The 19244-nt window shown below is 71.8% G+C and carries 14 protein-coding genes; 6 read left to right on the plus strand and 8 right to left on the minus strand.

The window, feature by feature from the left end:
* Position 1: 1 nt before the first annotated feature.
* From kdpA to ACQP1V_RS33580, 4 genes are all read right to left on the minus strand, one after another.
* The gene (gene kdpA, locus ACQP1V_RS33565) at positions 2 to 1663 is read right to left on the minus strand and encodes a potassium-transporting ATPase subunit KdpA (RefSeq protein ID WP_433414259.1); all 1662 of its coding nucleotides are present in this window, start codon (positions 1661 to 1663) and stop codon (positions 2 to 4) included.
* Positions 1663 to 1752, minus strand: a complete 90-nt coding sequence (gene kdpF / locus ACQP1V_RS33570; protein ID WP_387410463.1) for a K(+)-transporting ATPase subunit F — start codon at positions 1750 to 1752, stop codon at positions 1663 to 1665. The genes kdpA and kdpF overlap by 1 nt, the downstream gene beginning before the upstream one ends.
* Before the next feature lie 1383 nt (positions 1753 to 3135).
* Positions 3136 to 4236: a DUF222 domain-containing protein gene (locus ACQP1V_RS33575; RefSeq protein WP_433414261.1), complete on the minus strand. Its 1101-nt coding sequence runs from the start codon at positions 4234 to 4236 to the stop codon at positions 3136 to 3138.
* Between the two features lie 212 nt (positions 4237 to 4448).
* A complete protein-coding gene (locus tag ACQP1V_RS33580) occupies positions 4449 to 4649 on the minus strand; it encodes a hypothetical protein (protein WP_433414263.1) in 201 nt (66 codons plus the stop codon).
* Positions 4650 to 6016: 1367 nt separating this feature from the next.
* Here ACQP1V_RS33580 and lanKC point away from each other — a divergent pair.
* The 5 genes from lanKC to ACQP1V_RS33605 all read left to right on the plus strand — a co-directional run bounded on the left by lanKC (position 6017) and on the right by ACQP1V_RS33605 (position 14472).
* Complete coding sequence (gene lanKC, locus ACQP1V_RS33585; RefSeq protein WP_433414265.1) at positions 6017 to 8581, plus strand: class III lanthionine synthetase LanKC; 2565 nt, start codon at positions 6017 to 6019, stop codon at positions 8579 to 8581.
* Between the two features lie 4 nt (positions 8582 to 8585).
* The gene (locus ACQP1V_RS33590; RefSeq protein WP_157570739.1) at positions 8586 to 8717 is read left to right on the plus strand and encodes a SapB/AmfS family lanthipeptide; all 132 of its coding nucleotides are present in this window, start codon (positions 8586 to 8588) and stop codon (positions 8715 to 8717) included.
* 213 nt (positions 8718 to 8930) lie between these two features.
* Positions 8931 to 10706: an ABC transporter ATP-binding protein gene (locus tag ACQP1V_RS33595; protein WP_433414267.1), complete on the plus strand. Its 1776-nt coding sequence runs from the start codon at positions 8931 to 8933 to the stop codon at positions 10704 to 10706.
* On the plus strand, positions 10703 to 12439 hold the full coding sequence (locus ACQP1V_RS33600; RefSeq protein WP_433414269.1) for an ATP-binding cassette domain-containing protein: 1737 nt from the start codon (positions 10703 to 10705) through the stop codon (positions 12437 to 12439). Before ACQP1V_RS33595 ends, ACQP1V_RS33600 begins: the two co-directional genes overlap by 4 nt.
* Positions 12436 to 14472 carry a prolyl oligopeptidase family serine peptidase gene (locus tag ACQP1V_RS33605; RefSeq protein WP_433414271.1) on the plus strand — a complete coding sequence of 679 codons (2037 nt, stop codon included), beginning with the start codon at positions 12436 to 12438 and terminating at the stop codon, positions 14470 to 14472. Before ACQP1V_RS33600 ends, ACQP1V_RS33605 begins: the two co-directional genes overlap by 4 nt.
* A 19-nt stretch (positions 14473 to 14491) precedes the next feature.
* Here the strand turns inward: ACQP1V_RS33605 and ACQP1V_RS33610 are convergent, their stop codons facing one another.
* From ACQP1V_RS33610 to ACQP1V_RS33620, 3 genes are all read right to left on the minus strand, one after another.
* On the minus strand, positions 14492 to 15217 hold the full coding sequence (locus ACQP1V_RS33610) for a response regulator (protein WP_433414273.1): 726 nt from the start codon (positions 15215 to 15217) through the stop codon (positions 14492 to 14494).
* Positions 15218 to 15682: 465 nt separating this feature from the next.
* Entirely contained in the window at positions 15683 to 15982 is a 300-nt protein-coding gene (locus tag ACQP1V_RS33615) for a hypothetical protein (protein WP_387417699.1), read from the minus strand.
* Entirely contained in the window at positions 15979 to 17439 is a 1461-nt protein-coding gene (locus ACQP1V_RS33620) for a DHA2 family efflux MFS transporter permease subunit (RefSeq protein WP_433414275.1), read from the minus strand. The genes ACQP1V_RS33615 and ACQP1V_RS33620 overlap by 4 nt, the downstream gene beginning before the upstream one ends.
* A gap of 78 nt (positions 17440 to 17517) precedes the next feature.
* Between ACQP1V_RS33620 and ACQP1V_RS33625 the strand changes: the two genes are divergently transcribed.
* Complete coding sequence (locus ACQP1V_RS33625; protein WP_433414277.1) at positions 17518 to 18144, plus strand: TetR/AcrR family transcriptional regulator; 627 nt, start codon at positions 17518 to 17520, stop codon at positions 18142 to 18144.
* Between the two features lie 113 nt (positions 18145 to 18257).
* Here ACQP1V_RS33625 and ACQP1V_RS33630 read toward each other — a convergent pair whose 3' ends face one another.
* Positions 18258 to 19244 carry an alpha/beta fold hydrolase gene (locus ACQP1V_RS33630; RefSeq protein ID WP_387417696.1) on the minus strand — a complete coding sequence of 329 codons (987 nt, stop codon included), beginning with the start codon at positions 19242 to 19244 and terminating at the stop codon, positions 18258 to 18260.

Raw genomic sequence — 19244 nt, forward strand, 5'->3', positions numbered from 1 at the left:
GTCAGTGGATTCCTTCTGCGAGCGGCCCGAGCGCCAGGGCGGGGAGGAACGTGAGAGCGACCAGGATGACCGTGACCCCGGCCACCATGCCGACGAACTGCGGCCGGTAGGTGGGCAGCGTGCCCGCCGACGCCGGGGTGGGCGCCTGCCGGGCCAGCGAGCCGGCCAGTCCGAGCACGAACACGATCGGCAGGAACCGCCCCAAGGCCATGCACAGGCCGAGCACGGTGTCGTACCAGGGGGTGTTGACCGTCAGGCCGGCGAACGCCGAGCCGTTGTTGTTGGACGCGCTGGTGAAGGCGTAGAGGACCTCCGACAGGCCGTGCGGCCCGCCGTTCAACATGCTCGCGCGCTGCTCCGGGGACGCCATCGCCAGCGCCGTGCCGATCAGGACGAGCGCCGGGGTGGTCAGGAAGTACAGCGAGGCGAGCTTGATCTCCCGGGCGCCGATCTTCTTGCCCAGGTACTCCGGCGTCCGGCCGACCATCAGCCCCGCCACGAAGACAGTGATCACCGCGAGGACGAGCATGCCGTACAAACCCGAGCCGACGCCTCCTGGCGCGACCTCCCCGAGCATCATGTTGCCCATCGCGATCATGCCGCCGAGCGCGGTGTAGGAGTCGTGAAAGGAGTTCACCGCGCCGGTCGACGTCAGCGTCGTAGCGGCGGCGAAGGTGCCGGAGTTGGCCACGCCGAACCTGGCCTCCTTGCCCTCCATCGCGGCCCCGACCGCCTGCGGCACGGTCCCGCCGTGCGCGAGCTCCAGCGCCGTCAGCGCGCTGACGCTGGCCAGGGCCAGCACGCCCATGACCGCGAGGATCGCATAGCCCTGCCGCCGGTCACCGACCATCTGCCCGAACGTGCGCGGCAGCGCGAAGGGGACGAGCAGGATCGCGAAGATCTCGACCCAGTTGGTCCAGTTCGTCGCGTTCTCGAACGGGTGGGAGGAGTTCGCGTTGTAGAAGCCGCCGCCGTTGGTGCCCAGCTCCTTGATGATCTCCTGGCTGGCCACCGGGCCGCCGGTGAGCGTCTGGTGCCCGCCCGCCACCGTCGCGACCGCGTGCGGCTCGGCGAAGTTCTGGATCAGACCGCCCGCGACCAGCACCAACGCGCCGACGAAGGCGATGGGCAGCAGGATACGGAGCGAGCCGCGCACCAGATCGACCCAGAAGTTGCCCAGTTCGTCGGTCCGCTTCCTGGCGAAACCGCGTACCAGCGCGATCGCGACCGACATCCCCACCGCCGCGGAGACGAAGTTCTGCACGGCCAGGCCCGCCATCTGCACCAGATGGCCCATCGTGGACTCACCCGAGTACGCCTGCCAGTTGGTGTTGGTCACGAAGCTGACGGCCGTGTTCCACGCGATGTGATCGGGTACCGGGCCGAAGCCCAGCGACAGGAACAGCTTGTCCTGAAGGCGCTGGAACGCGTACAGGAACAGGATCGACACCGCCGAGAACGCCAGCACCGAACGGGCGTACACCGTCCAGCGCTGCTCGGTGTCGGGCCGCACACCGATGAGGCGGTAGATCAGCCGCTCGACGGCGAGATGCCTGGTGCCGGTGTAGACGCGGTACATGTAGTCGCCGAGCGGCCGGTGCGTGATCGCGAGGGCGACGATCAGGGACGCGATGAAGACGATCCCCGCCACGGTCGGCGACATCAGAACCGCTCCGGGAACAGCAGGGCCGCGACCATGAAGATCACCAGGCCGATGACCACGACCAGACCGGTCGCGTTGACGGCGCTCACAGTCGTTCCACCGCCTTCACGACGAGCCCGAGAACCGCGAAGATCGCGATCGTCAGGGCGACGAAGATGACGTCTGCCATCCCCACTCCTCAGATGCCGGATGAGTGCCTCGGGCCGCCCAGGTGAGCAGCCCCAAGGCAAGCAAATCGCGGAGTTTGGGAGCCTTCGCCCCGTCTTGACGGCTTTCCTACGCCGTCATGGGGATTATTGACAGCTTTCCTACGCTCACCATCCCCCCTTCAGAGGGAACCCCACACCCCACCCGATCGCGGCTGGCCTCGCCTGCGTTCGCGTGGAGTCGCACCGACCGCGGCCACACCCGTCGTGCCGTGGCCTGCGTTCGGGTGGCATGGCGTCGCGCCGACCGCACCCACACCCGTGGCGCGACTGCGGCCACACCCCGGCCCCACGCTCGGCTCCCCCGGGTTCCTTCTCGGCTCCACCCCAGCTTCTTCTCGGCTCCACCTCGACCTGGATGGCCCCTCGACCTGACCGTCATCGTCATCCTTGCCGTCGCGGTGCTGAGGCGACACGTCCACGCCCCGGCCTCCGCGCTCCACGCAGCCTGACCGACGCCAAGGGTGGCGAGGCGAGCCGCCGGCCGTCCTTGACCCGAGGAGGTCACTGCGGCTGGCCAGGTCACGTTCACTGAGCCCATTTCCATCCTGATCGCGCTGGTCAGGATGGGAACGCCTGCCACCCGATCTGAGCATCGCCGGCCCTACGCCGGTGCCGTACGTGACCTGACCGCCACTCGCGCAGTCAACCTGATCGACGTGCTGACCAGCGGTAACGCGAAGCCCTCGCGGACAAGGGCGAGCCTCCCCTCGCCTCGCCTCTCGGCGTGTGAAATCGATCATTGCCTGTCCGCCCACCGTCTCGGAGGGGACCCCAACGGGAGCCCTGGCGTATGGAACCCCGGCACAGCTGCCCCGGCACGCTGGCTTCCGACGCGTGCAGCCTGGCGCGTGGATCCTTGGCATGCTGCCGGGCCGGCCCGTGGGTGGGGCCTGATCCCCAGTGATCGATCGCCGCGCCGGGCCGCTGCCTGTTCACGCATCGTCTGCGGCGGCCTGGGGCAGGCGCGTGCGGAGCTCCGGCACGCGCACATCCACGCGTGCAGCCTGGCGCGTGCAGTTCGGGCACGTGAATGCCCCGCGCGTAGAGCCCTGGCGTGTGGAGTTCAGGCATGCTGCGGGGCCGGCTCGTGGGTGGGGCCGGATCGCCGGGTGGCCGCCGCGATCAACCTCGTCGATCACGGCTGGCGGGTCACGCCGATCACCGATCATGGGTCGCCGTTCGCCGTTCGCCGTTCGCCGGACGCGGCTCGCTGCTCACCGTTCGTGGCTCGCGGGTCGCGGGTCGTTGTTCAGTGGTGGTTGGTCACTGTCTGTCGGTCCAGCGTCGGGGGCGGAGCTTGGAGTACCGGTGGAACCGCATCGACACGGTCCCGTCCCCTTGATCGATCACCTCTACCCGGTCGGGGTGGCGGGACTTCCACTTGTTGTCCGCGGCGCACAACGGTGCGAGGTTGTCCAAGTTGGTGCGGCCGGTCGGATACCACGGTTCGATGTGGTCGATCTCGGCCAGGTAGGCGGGGACGTCACACCCTTCGCGGCAGCAGGTCCGGTACATGGCCAGGATCGCTTCCCGCTGGTCGGCCGAGGCCAGCCGACGTGCCCGCCCGAAGTCCCGCATGATCCCGTCCGCGTCGCGGAGCACCCGCCGTAGTTCAGCGGTGTAGGCCATCCGGCGCGCATCCTGCGCCGGGATAGCCGTGCCGTCCTCCAGAAAGGCTGGCTCCTCCGACTGGCCGGTCAGGGTCTGCTCGGTGACCGATACGTGCATCACGGTGCGCCTGCCGCCCGCCGATAGGCGGATGGCGAGGGCGTCGGCCATGCGGCGGGGGCGGTTGCGCAGGTCGGTGCTGTCGGTTTTGACCGCCAAAGGTTCCAGCCACGTTTTCAGCTGCATCTTCAACTCTGGGTCGAGCAGCCCGCGCAGGCGGCCCATCCCATCGGTGGTGTCGGAGATCGTCAGGTGCTGGCGTTCGGTCTTGGCCGCCGCCCGCGCCAGCCTCCCGTCCGGGTCGATCGTCTCGATGATGGTGTGGCCGGCGCGGGCCACGTCCTCGACCGTGGACGCCGACGCTTGTGCCAACTGGACCAGGATCGGTTCGGCCAGTTCGGTTTCGGCGTCGTCCAGATGCCGGGTGGCGGACGCGATCGTCGCCGCATACCCGAACGACAGACGGCCGGTGGCGAACAGACCAGCGGTGTGGGGTAGGCGCGGGAGTTGCCGGGCGAGTGTGACGCGTTCTCCGGCGCGGGCGGTGCGTGAGCCGGTGGCTGCTGCCAGCCATGCTCCGATCGACCGCCGCCCGAACAGGTGGTGGCCCTTCCCGGCCTCGGCTATCGGGAGGCGGGCGGCGATCGCGGCTTCGGCCAGATCGATCGCCCGGGCCAGGGCGACGATCTCCGCCATCGCCACCTCAACCTCGGCACCGGTCTCGGCACCGGAGCCAGTCCTGGCACCGACACCAGCGCCGGTGCCAGCCCTGGCCTCGGTCCCAGCCTCTGCTCCAGCCTCGGTATCGGTTCGGCCCGGAACCGTCCCCGCAGCCGCGGCCAGCCGCTCGGCACGAGCCAGCAGGTCGATGACGTCGCGTCCGGCCAAGTTCAGATCGGGCCAGTCCGCTACCCGGCTATCACCAGCAGCATCCGGGCCTGTGGGGTTCTGGCCGTCACTGCCAGCACTGCCTGCACCAGCGTCTCGGCGGTCGGTGGAAGAGCCCCGGCCAGCAGCGTCCTGGCCATCCCGACCAGCGCCCCGGCGGTCACCACCAGCGGCTGGGTCATCACCGCCGATGCCCTGGCCGTCGGTGGCAGCATCGCCACTGGCCCACCGGTCACAGCCACGCCGACCCGAGCCCTGTGCGTCTGTGTCCTGCGGGGCGCGGCCCGGACGCTGCTCATCCTCGCGAACGCGGCCCACGCCCAGCTGATCCTGACCCCGCCGGTCCTTGCCCTGCCGGCCCGAGTCGTTCTGCTGCCGATCATCCCGACCAGCCCGCAAGGGACGGTTCGCGGGCGACTCGTGGGTGGGGCGGCGGCCCTGCCAGATCCCGTCCCAGGCAGACAGGTCACCACGGTCAAACCCGGGCCGCGGCTCGTCCCGACCGGAAAGAACACCGCCACCGCTGCCGAGGCCCTGCGACCCCTCCCCGCCATCAGGCTTCTGCTCTTCTGCCGCCTCCGGGAGGCCGAGCAGCCGCCGAGCCCAGGAAAGCATCTCGTCCGGCTCGCGTCGCGCAGCTCGCCCGTCAGAGCGCGCCGCGTCGCCCGGCCCACCGCTCCGCGCAACTCGCTCGTCAGGGTGGGCCGGGTCGTGTAGGGCGGGATGAGCGGCTCCTTCGCGGCCGCCGGAGCTGCGGGCGCGATCGAGGAGCCCGGCACTGCGAGCACGGTCGAGAAGCACCGCACCGTAGGAGTCACCAGAGAAACGATCGGATCCGATGAACGGCGTGTGCCGCCTGGACCCGCGCCGACGTGGGGACGTGGAAGGCGCGTCGGATGCGCGGGGCGGAGGAGCGTCCTTCGGTCGGCGCGACAGCAGCACACCACCCGCAAGCATCATCTCTTCGCACCTCCTCTCCCGGTCTGGTGGTCGACCCTCTGCGAGGATATCGTTCACGCGTTCGATAGGCAACTCTAAGTAGTCACGCTTGTACTATTTGCGACCGCTGTGTACGGCATTCCGTTTAGTGGGAATTCGTGACCGGAGGGGGCGCGCAAAGATCGGCGCCTCCGATGTCGGGGTCATCGCCACCGACTCCACGAGTTGGCGGCGGCGAGGGGTGGGTCGCCTGCGCAGTAACGGTCGGCGAATGCCTCGGCCGCACTGACGCTGCCCGGTTTTGCGGCGCCAGCCCCACGCGCCAGCCCCAGCGCCAACCCCAGGACCCAAGCATTCTCCTACCGCGAGACCGAGTAACTGAAGGCCGTCCGCGGGATGGCTGCGGTGGTGGCCGGCGGCGTCGGCGATGTTGGTCGGTCCCATCAACGGCGTAGATCGAGCCGCTGAGCCGCCAAATCGCGAACAGCTGGGCGAGCCGTACAGCAAACAAGCGCCCAAGCACGTGAAATGACGCCATACCGATCGCGGCGGTGAAAAACGCACACGGTATCGGTGAACGGTGTAACTAGACCCCACACCGGCGCATTCGCCATTCTCTCTGTAGCGATAAACAGGGAGATGGCGGCATATGGATGACTACGAGCTCTACTGCCTGGCCGATTTGTTGTTCTACGACAGCCCCGACCAGAAAAATGCAGAGATTTCGGATTTTTCCGCTTTGTCGAGAGAAATTCCGGAGGGCTGGTTTCATCAGGCGACCGACACGTGGATGTACTTCACGCCGGCCGATGTCGCCGCGCTCCCCACGCAGGGTTGGAAGATCCACGTGTCCGCTCGGCTGGCCGACGCGGAACGGGCGGTGCGTACGGTCTGGGACTACTGCGTGCCGAGGAACGTGGCGTTCAAGTTCCTGCGCAGCGAGTCCGTGCTGGTGATGCACAACTCCAAGGCCGCCTCCCGTTCGTCCAGCGGCAAGCTGATCGCCATCTATCCCCCTGACGAGGCCCGGCTCGAAACCATCCTGACCGAGCTGGACGAGCTGCTGCGCGGGGTCGAGGGCCCGTACATCCTCAGCGACCTGCGCTACGGAAACGGCCCGCTCTTCGTGCGGTACGGCGGCTTCGCCGAGCGGCGCTGCCTGGACACGAGCGGCGAGATGGTGCTCGCGATCGAGGACGGCGCGGGCCGGCTCGTCCCGGACGTGCGGGGTTCCACCTTTTCGGTGCCCCCGTGGGTCGAGCTGCCCGCGTTCCTGGAACCCCACCTGGCCGCGCGCAACGCCGTGACGGTGGAGGGCCTGCCGTACGAGATCGAGAGCGTGCTGCACTTCTCCAACGGCGGAGGCGTCTATCTCGGCCGGGACACGGCGACCGGACGGCGCGTGGTCCTGAAGGAGGCGCGGCCGCACGCGGGACTCGACGCGGCCGGACGCGACGCGGTCGCCCGGCTGGAGCACGAGCGCGACATCCTGCGGCGGCTGGCCGGCCTGGACGCGGTGCCCGCGCTGCTGGACCACTTCACGGTCGGGGACCACCACTTCCTGGTGGAGGAGTTCGTCGACGGCAACCCGTTGCAGCGGCTCCTCGTGCACCGTTATCCGCTCACGCGGACCGACCTCGCGCCCGACGCGCTGCCGGCGTACACCGAGTGGGCGCTGGACATGCTGGGCCGGGTGGAGCGGGCGGTCGGCTCGCTGCACGAGCGCGGCGTGGTCTTCGGCGACCTCCACCCGAACAACATCCTCGTCACGGACGAGGGCCGGGTGGCGCTGATCGACTTCGAGGTGGCGACCTGGGCCGAGGACGGGGCCCGCCCGGCGCTGGGCCATCCGGCCTATGCCGCGCCGTCCGACCGGCGCGGGGTGGCGAGCGACGAGTACGCGCTGGCCTGCCTGCGGCTCGGCCTGTTCGCGCCGCAGACGACGATCATGGCGCCGATGCGGCCGGGCAAGGCCCGGCATCTGGCCCGGCTGGTCGCGGACACGTTCCCGATCCCCACCGCGGCGATCGAGGAAGCGGCCCGGATCATCGCGGGCGACCGCGACATGGAGGAGCCGCCCGACCCGGGCCGCTGGCCGGAGATCCGCGACGCGCTGTGCCGCGCCATCCTGGCCTCGGCCACGCCGGACCGCGACGACCGGCTCTTCCCCGGTGACGTGGCGCAGTTCCGTCCGGGCGGCGGGCTCAGCCTCGCGAACGGCGCGGCCGGAGTGCTCCACGCCCTGGCGGCGACCGGGGCGGAACGGTGCCCGGACCATGATGACTGGCTGCGCAAACGCGCCGTCACGCCGGCGCCCGGCAGCGCTCTCGGCTTCTACGACGGCCTGCACGGCGTCGCCCACGTCCTGGAACGGCTCGGGCACCGGCAGGACGCCCTCGACGTCATGGACATCTGCCTGCGGGAGCGGTGGGAGGGGCTCGGGCCGGGCCTGTACGCGGGCCTGGCCGGCATCGGGCTGAACCTGCTGGACCTCGGCGAGGCGACCGGTGAATCCGCGCTCCTCGACCGGGCGCGGGAGGTCGTCGACGTGTGCGCCGACCGGCTCGGCGGCCCCGACGACGTGCCGGAGATCAGCGGCGGCGCGAACCCGCGCGCCGGGCTGATGTTCGGCTCGTCCGGCCCGGCGCTGCTCTTCCTGCGCGCGTACGAGCGGTCCGGCGACGCGGGGCTGCTCGACCTGGCCCACGTGGCGATCCGCCAGGACCTGCGGCGTTGCGTGCGCGCGGCGGACGGATCGCTCCAGGTGAACCAGGGCTGGCGTCACCTTCCGTACCTGGACGAGGGGTCGGTCGGCATCGCGCTGGTGCTGTCCCGGTATCTCGTCCACCGGGCCGACGAGGAGCTCGGCCCCGCCCTGGACGACCTGCTGACGGTCACCCGATCCGCGTACTTCGTGCAGCCCGGCCTGTTCACCGGCCGGGCCGGGGTGATCGCGGCGCTGGCGATGATCCGGCGGTCGGATCCCGGGCTCGCCGCGCAGATCCGCGGCCTGCGCTGGCACATGCTCCCGTACGGCGAGGGCGTGGCGTTCCCCGGCGACGGCCTGCTGCGGCTCTCGATGGACTTCTCCACAGGAACGGCCGGCGTCCTGTTCGCCCTGGGCGCGGCCTTGCACGAGGAACCGGTGTTCCTCCCCTTCAGCCAGCCGCCTGGCCAGCGGCTCCCGTCCCAACGAGCAGGAAAGGAGGTGTAGACGAATGGTTCTCCTCGATCTTCAGGGCATGGAGACCCCCGGTGGCGGCGGCCACAACGGCGGCGGTAGCACGCTGACCGTGCTGACCTGCCAGTCCGGGCGGCCGAGCAACCTCAGCATCGCTCTCTGCCACTAAGCAGAGGCCGGTCATATGAAGGTCGCCGTCACGGCGGCCTCTCGGGCCCCGGGTGCTTGCGCCCGGGGCCCGACCCCTGCGGCCCAACTCCCATCGGGCGGGGCCGCCCGCTCGGAAGGAGCACCCCCGAAGACAGCCACGGCACGCGCCGGAACCCCGGATCTCGGGACCGGCGACGTCCCGGACGAGCGTCGCGCTCGGTGAGGAGGACGGATGGAGGCGGCAGACCGGCTGGTCGTCCGGACGGTCCGGCACGGCGGCCCGTGGGTGTTCGTCCTGGCCGTGGTGGCCGTCGGCGGTTCGGTCCTCGAACTCGCCCTGCCGTACGTCATCGGCCGGACCGTGGACACGCTGATCACTGGAACCTCTCCCGGCGTCTTCTCCGGCTCCGTCATCGGCTCCGTCACCGGGTGCGCGCTGGTCCTCGCCGGAGTCGTCGTCTGCGACAGCCTGCATGTGTGGGCCTCCGGCTCGTCCAGCGCCGCCGCCTCGGCGTGGCTGCGCCACCGGGCCATGACGCACGTGCTCGGCGCCGGCCCCGCGTTGACCCGCCGCCTCCCCGAAGGGGACCTCACCACCAGGCTGGGCATGAACGCCGAGGAGACCGGGCACGCGCCCGAGGCGATCGTCAGCGGCGCGTCCCTGCTGGTCCCGACGGTCGGCGGCCTGGTGGCGCTCGTTCTCATCGACCCGCTGTCGGCGCTCACCCTCGTCGCCGGGCTCGTGCTGATCGTGCTCGTGCTGCGCGGCTTCATGCGGGACACGTCCGAGGTCGTCGCCGCATATCAGGGGGTGCAGGGCGACATCGCCGCCCGCCTGGTCACCGCGCTGTCCGGCGCGCGTACGATCGCCGCCGCCGGGACGACGGAGAGCGAGGTCGCGCGGGTGCTCGCGCCGCTCCCCCTCCTGCGCTCGTACGGCGTGGGCCTGTGGCAGGCGAACGCCAAGGCCGGGGTCCGCACCGGCGTCGTCGTGCCCCTTCTTGAGGTGGCGGTGCTCGTGGTCGGCGGCCTGCGGCTCGCCGGGGGCGATCTCTCGGTCGGCGAGCTGTACGCGGCGGCACGGTACGCGGTGCTCGGCGCGGGGCTCGGCTCCGCGCTCGGATACGTGGGACGGCTGGCCAGGGCGCGGTCGGCGGCCGGACGGGTCCAGGAGCTGTGGCGGCAGCCTCCCTTGACGTACGGGCGGCGCGCGCTGCCCGCCGGTTCGGGAGCGCTGGAGTTCCGGGGCGTCTCGGGGAGCGGGCTGCGCGGCGTCGACCTCGTCATCCCGGGTGGGGTGGCGGTCGCGGTGGTGGGCAGGTCCGGGTCCGGCAAGTCGGCGCTCGCCGCGCTGGCCGGTCGGCTGGCCGACCCGTCCGAGGGGACCGTGTTCCTCGACGGCGTGCCCGTGCGCGAGCTGTCCCGTAGGGCGCTGCGCCGGGTGGTCGGCCACGCGTTCGAGCGGCCGGTCCTGGTCGGTGACACGGTCGGCGACGCGATCGGCCTCGGCCTGGCCGGCCCGACCGAGCCATCGGACGCGGACGAACCGCCCCTTCTCCGCTCACAAGACCCTGACGCGACCCTCGTACCGGCGGCGCGGGCGGCCTGCGCCGACGAGTTCGTCCGGCGGCTCCCCCTGGGCTACGCGACGCCGCTGGCGCAGGCGCCGATGTCGGGCGGTGAGCGGCAGCGGATCGGGCTGGCCCGCGCCTTCGCGCAGGGCTCCCGCCTGCTGGTGCTGGACGACGCGACCTCCAGCCTGGACACCCTCACCGAACGCCGGGTCGCCGCCGCGCTCTCCGGCGAGCTGCGCGGGCGGACCCGCGTCCTGACGACCCACCGGGTCGCGACCGCCGCCAGGGCGGACGCGGTGCTGTGGCTGGAGAACGGGCGGTTACGCGGCTACGACCGGCACGAGGTGCTGTGGGAGCGGTATCCCGCCTATCGGGCCGTCTTCCAGACCGGCGTCCCCGGCGTCCCCGGCGTCTCGGACGGGGGGCGGGCGTGATCTGGCGGTCGGTGACGCGGGAGCCGCGCCGGCTGGCGCGGCTGGCGGGGTGGTCCGTCGCGGAGGCGCTGCCCTCGTTGCTCATCGGGCACGCGATCGCGCGCGCCATCGAGGACGGCTTCGCGGTGGGCAGGCCGGTCGCGGGGCTGGCCTGGCTCGCCCTGCTCGGCGGCGCGTGGCTGGTGGCGGCGGTGGGCGCCCGGCAGTCCGTCCTGGCCGTCGCCGCGATCGCCGAGCCGTTCCGCGACGAACTGCTTGCCCGGGTGGTCGGCGGCGCCGTCCGTCACGCGGTGACGCCGCCGTGGCGGCCGGGCGCGGAGTCGGTCGCCCGGTCCACCCTCCAGGTCGAGCTGGCCAGGGACGCCTTCGCCGCGGTGATCACGGCGGTCCGGTCGTTCGCGTTCACCGTGGTGAGCGTCGTCGTCGGCATGGCGACGCTCCTGCCGACCATGCTGCCGCTGGTGCTGCCGCCGTTCGCCGCCGGGCTGGCGGTGTTCCTGCTGTCGCTGCCCGCCATGGCACGCCGGCAGCGCGCCTTCCTCGTCGCGGACGAGCGCCTGACGGAGTCGGTGGCGGCGATGGCGGGGGGCCTGCGCGACATCGTCTCCTGCGGAGCCGAGCGCCGCGTCGCCGCCGACATCGGACAAGCGATCGCGGCGCAGGCGGCGGCGGCGCGCCGCGTCGCCCGCGTGACGGCGGTGCGCACGCTGTCGCTCGGCGTGGCGGGCTGGCTGCCCGTCCTGCTCGTGCTCGCGTACGGTCCCGGGCTCGGCGCGAGCGCCGGAGCGATCGTCGGGACGCTCGCCTACGTCGTCCAGTCGCTCGCGCCCGCGCTCGGCGGCCTCGTCGAAGGGCTCGGGGTCAGCGGGGTGCGGCTGGCGGCGTCCGTCGCCAGGATCCGGGAGACCACGCCGCTGCCCGGTCCCGGGGCGAGGCGCGCCGGAACGGGCCGGGGCCGGGCGGTCACCCCGCGCGAACCGCGCCCTGGGCCGCGGAGGACGAGGACGGTCCGGCCACTCGACGCCCGGGTCGAGCTGCACGACGTGACGTTCGCGTACGGGCCGGAGGCGGAGCCGGTGGTGTCCGGCCTGGATCTGGTCCTGCCCGAGGGGTGCCGCCTGGCCGTGGTCGGCCCGAGCGGGCTCGGCAAGTCCACCCTCGCGGCGCTGGTCACCGGCCTGCTCGAACCGTCCTCGGGAGAGGTCAGGATCGGCGGCGTGCCCGCACGGGACGTCGACCCGGCCGCCCGTGTGCTGATCCCGCAGGAGGCGTACGTCTTCCAGGGCACGCTCCGCGAGAACCTCACCTATCTCGCCTCCGCCGCGCCGGACGCCGTGCGGAGGGCGATCGACGAGGTGGGCATGGCGGAGCTGGCGCGCCGGCTCGGCGGGCTGCCGTCGGAGGTCAACCCGGCGGCCCTGTCGGCGGGCGAGCGTCAGCTCATCGCGCTGACCAGGGCGTACCTGTCACCGGCCCGGCTGGTGATCCTGGACGAGGCGACCTGTCATCTCGACCCGGCGGCCGAGGCGCGGGCGGAGGCGGCGTTCGCCCGGCGCGGGGGCACCCTCGTCGTGGTCGCGCACCGGCTCACCTCTGCGCTCCGGGCGCGGCACGTGCTGCTCATGGACGGCACGCGCGTACGGCTCGGCACACATGACGAGCTGGTCGCCGTGTCGCCGCTCTACCGCGATCTGCTCGGTCAGTGGACCCCCGACGTGAGGCAGGTGTCATGAAATATCCCTATGTGGAGCGCCAGGCTGTCGTCGATCGGCTGCACGGCGTCGCCGTACCGGACCCCTACCGCCGCCTCGAGGACCCGGACGACCCGGAGACGCGGAGGTGGCTGGCCGCGCAGGACGACCTCTGGCGGGCGCACGCGGCCGCGCTGCCCGGCCGGGCCCGGCTGTACACGCGGCTGGCCGAACTGGCGGACGCGGGCATGGTCACCGCGCCGCTGTGGCGGGGCGAGCGGGCGTTCTCCCTGCGTCGCACGGCGGGGCAGGAGCACGCGGCGCTCCACGTCACCGGGCCCGGCCCGGCCGAGCAGCTTCTCCTCGACCCGTCGGTGCTCGACCCGACCGGCCTGACCACGCTCGACGCGTGGCAGCCCGACTCGGACGGCGGGCTCCTGGCGTACCAGACCTCGCGCAGGGGGGACGAGCGGTCCGAGCTGTACGTCATGGACGTCCGGACGCGCCGCGTCGTGGACGGGCCGGTCGGCCCCTGCCGCTACTCCCCCGTGGCCTGGCTGGCCGGGGGGACCGGCTTCTTCTACGTGCGGACCGAGCCGCGCGGCGTCTTCCTGCACCGGACGGGCGTCCCGGCGGACGTCCCGGTCTTCGCCCGCGCGGGCGTCGCCTCGTACGGGCTGGAGATCAGCGGGGACGGCCGCTGGCTGGTCGTCTCCGCGTCGCTCGGCTCGCGCAACGACCTGTGGCTGGCCGACCTTGCCGGGGGCCGTCCCGAGGAGCCGGATCTGCGGGTCGTGCAGGAGGGCGTGGACGCGCGGACCGCGCTGACCGTCGCCCGCGACGGCCGCGTGTACGTCGTCACCGACCGGGACGCGCCCCGGGTGCGGCTGTGTGTGGGCGACCCGGAGCGGCCGGACGTGTGGAAGGACCTGGTCCCGGCCGACCCGGAGGCGGTTCTCGCGGACTTCGCCATCCTCGACGGGACCGGGCCGAGCCGCCCCCTGCTGCTCGTCACCCGCGTCCGGCACGCGGTCGCCGAGATCGGCGTCCACGATCTGGACACCGGCGAGCGGCTCGGCTCCGTGCCGCTGCCCGGCGCGGGATCCGTCGGCCCCCTTTCCGTACGGCACGGCCGCGAGGCGTGGTTCACCTACACCGACCACGTCACGCCGCCGGCGGTGTGGCGCTTCGACGGCCGCACCGGTGAGACCGCGCCCGGGCCCGACCCGGGCGCGCGGGCCGCCGTACCGGGCGGACGGCCGCGGTCCGGCGACGATGAGCCGCGGATCGAGAGCCACCGGCTGCACTGCGTCTCGGCCGACGGGACACGGGTGCCGATGCTCATCATGGCGCGGGCCGGTCTGCACGGGCCGAGACCCGCGATCCTGTACGGCTACGGCGGGTTCGGGGTCGCGCTGACCCCCGCGTACGCCGCCGACACCCTGGCGTGGACCGAGGCCGGCGGCGTGGTGGCGGTGGCCATGGTGCGCGGCGGCGGCGAAGAGGGCGAGGAATGGCACCGCGCGGGCATGCTGGACCGCAAGCAGAACACCTTCGACGACTTCGTCGCGGCGGCGGAGAAGCTGATCGCCGACGGCTGGACCGCCCCGGACCGGCTCGGGATCTGGGGCGAGTCGAACGGCGGCCTGCTGGTGGGCGCCGCCCTGACCCAGCGGCCCGACCTGTTCGCCGCCGCGGTCTGCTCGGCTCCGCTCCTCGACATGGTCCGTTACGAGCGCTCCGGCCTCGGCCCGGCCTGGCGGGGCGAGTACGGCTCGGCCGAGGACCCGGACCTCTTCCGCTGCCTGCTCGGCTACTCGCCCTATCACCGGGTGCGCGAGGGCGTGGACTATCCCGCCACGCTGTTCACCGTCTTCGGCGGGGACACCCGCGTCGATCCCGCGCACGCGCGCAAGATGTGCGCCGCGCTCCAGCGGGCCACCGGCGGCGATCGGCCGATCCTGCTGCGGCACGAGGGCGACGTGGGGCACGGGGCCCGGGCCACCAGCCGGGCCACCGCGCTGGCCGCCGACACCCTCGCCTTCCTCGCCGCCCACACCGGCCTCTTCCACTAGTGGGGGCTGTGCCGCCCGATCAGCGGCCACGCCGCGGTGCCGTACGACCGGCGACCGGGACGTGCTCGGCCCCGCCGGAGCCGCGCCGGCCGCCCAGGGCCGGGTAGTGGGCCATGCCGATGTCGCCGCCCGTCTCCGGCCACAGCCAGCCGCGCTCCAGCGAGATCCTGATCGCCTCCACGCGGGTGCGGGCGCCGACCTTCGGCAGGATCCGGCACAGGTAGTTCCGTACCGTCCCCGGGGACAGATAGAGCCGGTCGGCGATCTCGGTCACCGTGGAGCCTTCGGCGGCGACCTGGAGAACGTCCAGTTCCCGCGAGGTGAGCGGGTTCTCCGGAGCGTTGAGCGCGGCGAGGGCCAGCTCGGGGTCGATCACCCGCTCCCCGCGCGCCACCCGGCGCACGCAGTCGACGAACTGCTGGGCCGAGGCGTGCTTGACCACGAAACCGCGCGCCTTGGCCCCGAGTGCCCGGCGCAGCGCTGCCGGGGTGCCGCGACCGGTGAGGATCACCGTCTTGCATTCGGGCATCCGCTCGTGCAGCTCGGCCGCGGCCGTCAGGCCGTCGACGCCGGGGAGGCAGATGTCGAGGAGCGCGACGTCCGGACGGTTCTCCCGGGCGAGCGGGACGATCTCGCCGCCCTGGCCGGTCTCCGCGACCACCTCCAGGTCCTCCTCCGTGGAGAGCAGCGCCACGAGGGCCGATCGAACAAGGTGCATGTTCTCCGCTAGCAGTAGACGGATCAAGCCCGGTCTCCTTATGCGCCTTGGCAGGTTCGGTTGCACGCGATTTCTCCCCCGGCCCGCACAGCTTCGTATCTCTCCCCCATGGAGTCTGCGCCCACTCCATTCGGAAATATAGCGCTATCTTCTGCCGAGGCATTGAAATATCGTGATCTAGCTGAATTATTCATCCAGCCTCACCAAGATCAGACGCCAGGCCGCTCCCGGCGGTTTACCGACGCATCCGACCACATCAGCGATGCGGGACGCCCGCCACGCCGTTGATCCACACACCTCACAACAGATTCGGACAATTCACACTGAATTCAACAAATCATAGAGACCGGGATATACCTCCATCGATTACGCCATTTTCCTAAGCGAATATGGAGTTCCAAACGGCGCGGCCCCCGGCATTCGAGGATCGCGCGGAAAACAGCGGTACGGCCCCGCCCCTGCGTGGGGCGGGGCCGCGAGCGATGGCTGTGTTCAGTTCTCCCGGGGGCGCAGCAGGTGGCGGGTGAGGTCGTCGAGGCGGGCGGCGTCGCCCGGAGCGAAGGACGGGTTGTCCAGGCTGATCCGGGCGTCCGGGAGGAAGGCGCTGAGCGGCTCGGCGGGTGGGGCGTCGACGCGCGCGATGATCGGTTTGATGCCTTCCGCGACGGGGGCGCCGTACCTCTTGAGCGCCGCGACATGAGCGGCGGTGGCAGTGTCGCCGCGGTCGAGGTAGGTGCGGGCCAGGGCCCGGCCCATCCCGTCGGTGCCACCGGTGATGACGATTGCTGTCATGAGGACGCCTTTCCGGATGTGACGGCTTGGGGGTGGTCGGACGGCTCCTGGGGACGGCCGGGCAGCAGCGGGATCGCGGCGAGCACCGCCGCGATGGCGACGACGACGAGCCAGAAGACTCCGTGGAATCCGGCGATCGGGTCGCCGGAGGTCTGCAGGACGAGGGTGACCAGGGCGACGCCGAGTGCGGCGCCGAGCTGGTTGAGCATGTAGAGCACGGAGCTGCCCTGCGCCACCATGGGGCCGGGCAGGCTCCGGTACAGCGACCCCATCGTCGGGGCGCTGAAACAGCCCATGCCCAGGCCGATGGTCAGCGCCGCCAGCACGGGCCACATCTCGGCGGTGTCGGCTCCGATCCGGGTGAACGCCAGTGCGCTGAGCCCGGCCAGGACCGCGCCGCCGACGGCCAGGCCGCGAGCGCCGAGCCGGTCCGACAGCCCGCCCGCGAGCGGCATGGCGATCGCGCCGCCCAGACCCGCCGGGGCCATCAGCAGCCCGGCGGCCAGCACGCCCTGCCCGTGCGCCTGCTGGTAGTACAGCGGCAACGCGAACAGGGTCGCGAAGTTGGCCAGGCCGCCCAGCCCCATGATGGTGACGCTGGCGGTGAAGCCGCGGGAGGCGAACAGCCGTACGTCGATCAGCGGTGGCGTGCGCCGCGCGGCGAGCGCGTGGACGACGTAGCCGATCACCAGCGCGACGCCCGCGGCCAGCGGGAGTAGTGCCTGCCAGGCGATGAACGCCCCGTGCTCGGCCGTTTGCGACAGAGCCAGGACGAGCGCGGCGAATCCCGGCGCGAGCAGGGCCAGCCCCAGCACGTCCAGGCGGACCTGTGCCCGCCGCCCGGCCGGTGAGTCGGCCGGCGAGTCAACTGGCGAGTCGGCCGGAATCACCCGCAGGGCCAGCAGGTACGCGATCAGTCCGATGGGCACGCTGAGCAGGAACATCCAGCGCCATGACAGATCGTGCAGGACCGCGCCGCCCGCGATCGGCCCGAGCACCGGTCCCAGCGACAGCACGACCCCCATCAGGCCCATCACCCGTCCGGCGCGTCGCGGTCCGGCGGCGCGGGCCAGCAGGATCAGCACGAGCGGGTCGAGCAACCCGGCGCCGAGGCCCTGCAGAGCGCGGAAGGCGATCAGACTGCCGACGTTCCAGGCCAGTCCGGCGGCCAGCGACCCCGCCATGAACAGCGCCAGGCCGGTCAGCCACAGCCGTCTGCCGCCGAACCTGTCGACCGCCCAGGTGGTGAACGGGATGGTGGCGGTGACCACCAGCAGGAACCCGGTGGAGGCCCAGCCGACCATGCTGAGCGAGGCGTCGAACGCCATGGCCAGACTCTCGGTGGCGACGGCGGCCATCGTGCTGTTGAGGATCCCCAGCAGCCCGCCCAGCAGGACCACGGCGATCATCACCAGCAGCCGCGGATCAAGACGATCGTCTGCTTCTGTTGAACTCATGAGTTCAAAATACTTATCTCGCCAATCCAAACGCAACCGCGTGGTTCACGCGACTGAACCAGTGAGTACAATCAGGGCATGGTCAGGTCACGTGGACGGATCGACAAACGGCAGGCGATCCTGGACGGCGCGTTCACCGTGTTCGCCCGTCAGGGGTACGCCCAGGCCTGCGTGCAGGAGATCGCCAACGAGGCGGGCGTGGCCAAACCCACGGTGTACAACCACCTCACCGACAAGGCCACCCTGTTCCGGCACGCGATGCAGACCGCGGCCCAGACCGCGCTGCATGAGCGACTCGCCGCGCTGGAACCGCTCGCCGAGCCCGGCCCCGACCTGCGCGCCACACTGGAGGAGGTCGGCCACCGTCTCCTCCGCCTGCACACCGACGACCGTTCCTGCGCCCTGCGGCGGCTGCTCTACTCGGAGATCACCCAGTTCCCCGACATACTCGACATCGTCACCGAGAGCGGGCCGCACCGCCTCACCCAGGCGATGGCCGACCGGCTGGCACGACTCACCCTCGCCGGACGCCTGCGCGCGCCCGACCCCGACCAAGCGGCCGAACAGTTCATGGCACTGCTCACCGGTCCGCTGGAAGCACGCTCCCGGATGGGGACCCGCCAGATCGACGACGCCGATCTGCATGAGATCGCCCGCGCCGCCGTCGGCACATTCCTCACGGCCTTCGGCCCGGCGGACGGATAGACGGCGGATCGACTTCCGCTCCACGCGCTCCACAGGAGAAAGGCGGTCACCCCCGGCCGGGTGATCAGACGCCGGGGCCTGCCGATCGTGGTAGAGCGCGCCTCGCTGGCGGGTCAGCCAGGCAGAGAGGCGAGCCAGCCGGTCAGGATCTCGTTGACCTCCGCTCGCCGCTCCTGTTGGATCCAGTGGCCGCAACCGTCGAGAATGCGCGAGGAGACCAGGCCCGGCAGGGTGGCGGGGTATGCCGCGATGGCGTCGGCCATCCAGGTGGTCGACGCGTCCCGCGCGCCTCCGATGAACAGCGACGGCTGAGTAATCGGCGATCCGTTGAAGTCGGCGAGGTCCTCCCAGTCCCGGTCCATGTTCCGGTAGCGGTTGAGAGCCCCGCTCATACCGGTCCGCTCGAACTCCGCGGCGTAGACGTCGAGATCGTCCTCGCTGAGCCAGGCGGGCAGCCGACCTGTGGGGAACCGGTCACGCAGCCTGCCGCCCCGGGACACGAAGTGCGGGTCCGGGGCGCCGGCGGGGGGCATCGTGTCGGCGGACAGGGCGGCGTAGAAGCCGGCGAGCCAGCCGCGGACGTCCGGTTCGATCTCGGCCTCGGCCCGGCCGGTCGCCTGGAAGTAGCTGACGTAGAACTCCTCATCTCCGCCCATCTGGGCGAAGACGTCGCTTGGGCGCGGTCCGCCGGGCGGCGCGTACGGCACGCTCAACAGCCCGACCGCGCGGAAGACGTCGGGCCGTACGACGGCGGAGTCGGCGGCGATCGTCGCGCCCCAGTCGTGGCCCACGATCACCGCCGTCCGCTCGCCCAGGGCACGCACCACGGCGACGTTGTCCTCGACCAGTTCCAGCATCCGGTACGCGGCCACGTCTGCGGGTTTGGAAGAACGGCCATAGCCGCGAACGTCGACGGCGACGGCCCGGTAACCGGCCGCGGCCAGTGCCGGCAACTGGTGGCGCCAGGAGTACCACGACTCAGGAAACCCGTGCACCAGCAGCACCAGCGGCCCGGAGCCCTGTTCCACCAGGTGGATACGGCCAGCGGGCGACGAGACCACCCGATGTGTGGCCGCCGCGGCGGGAGCGGACGTCGACAT

This window comes from Microtetraspora malaysiensis (assembly GCF_050947145.1).
GTDB classification, from domain to species: domain Bacteria; phylum Actinomycetota; class Actinomycetes; order Streptosporangiales; family Streptosporangiaceae; genus Microtetraspora_A; species Microtetraspora_A malaysiensis.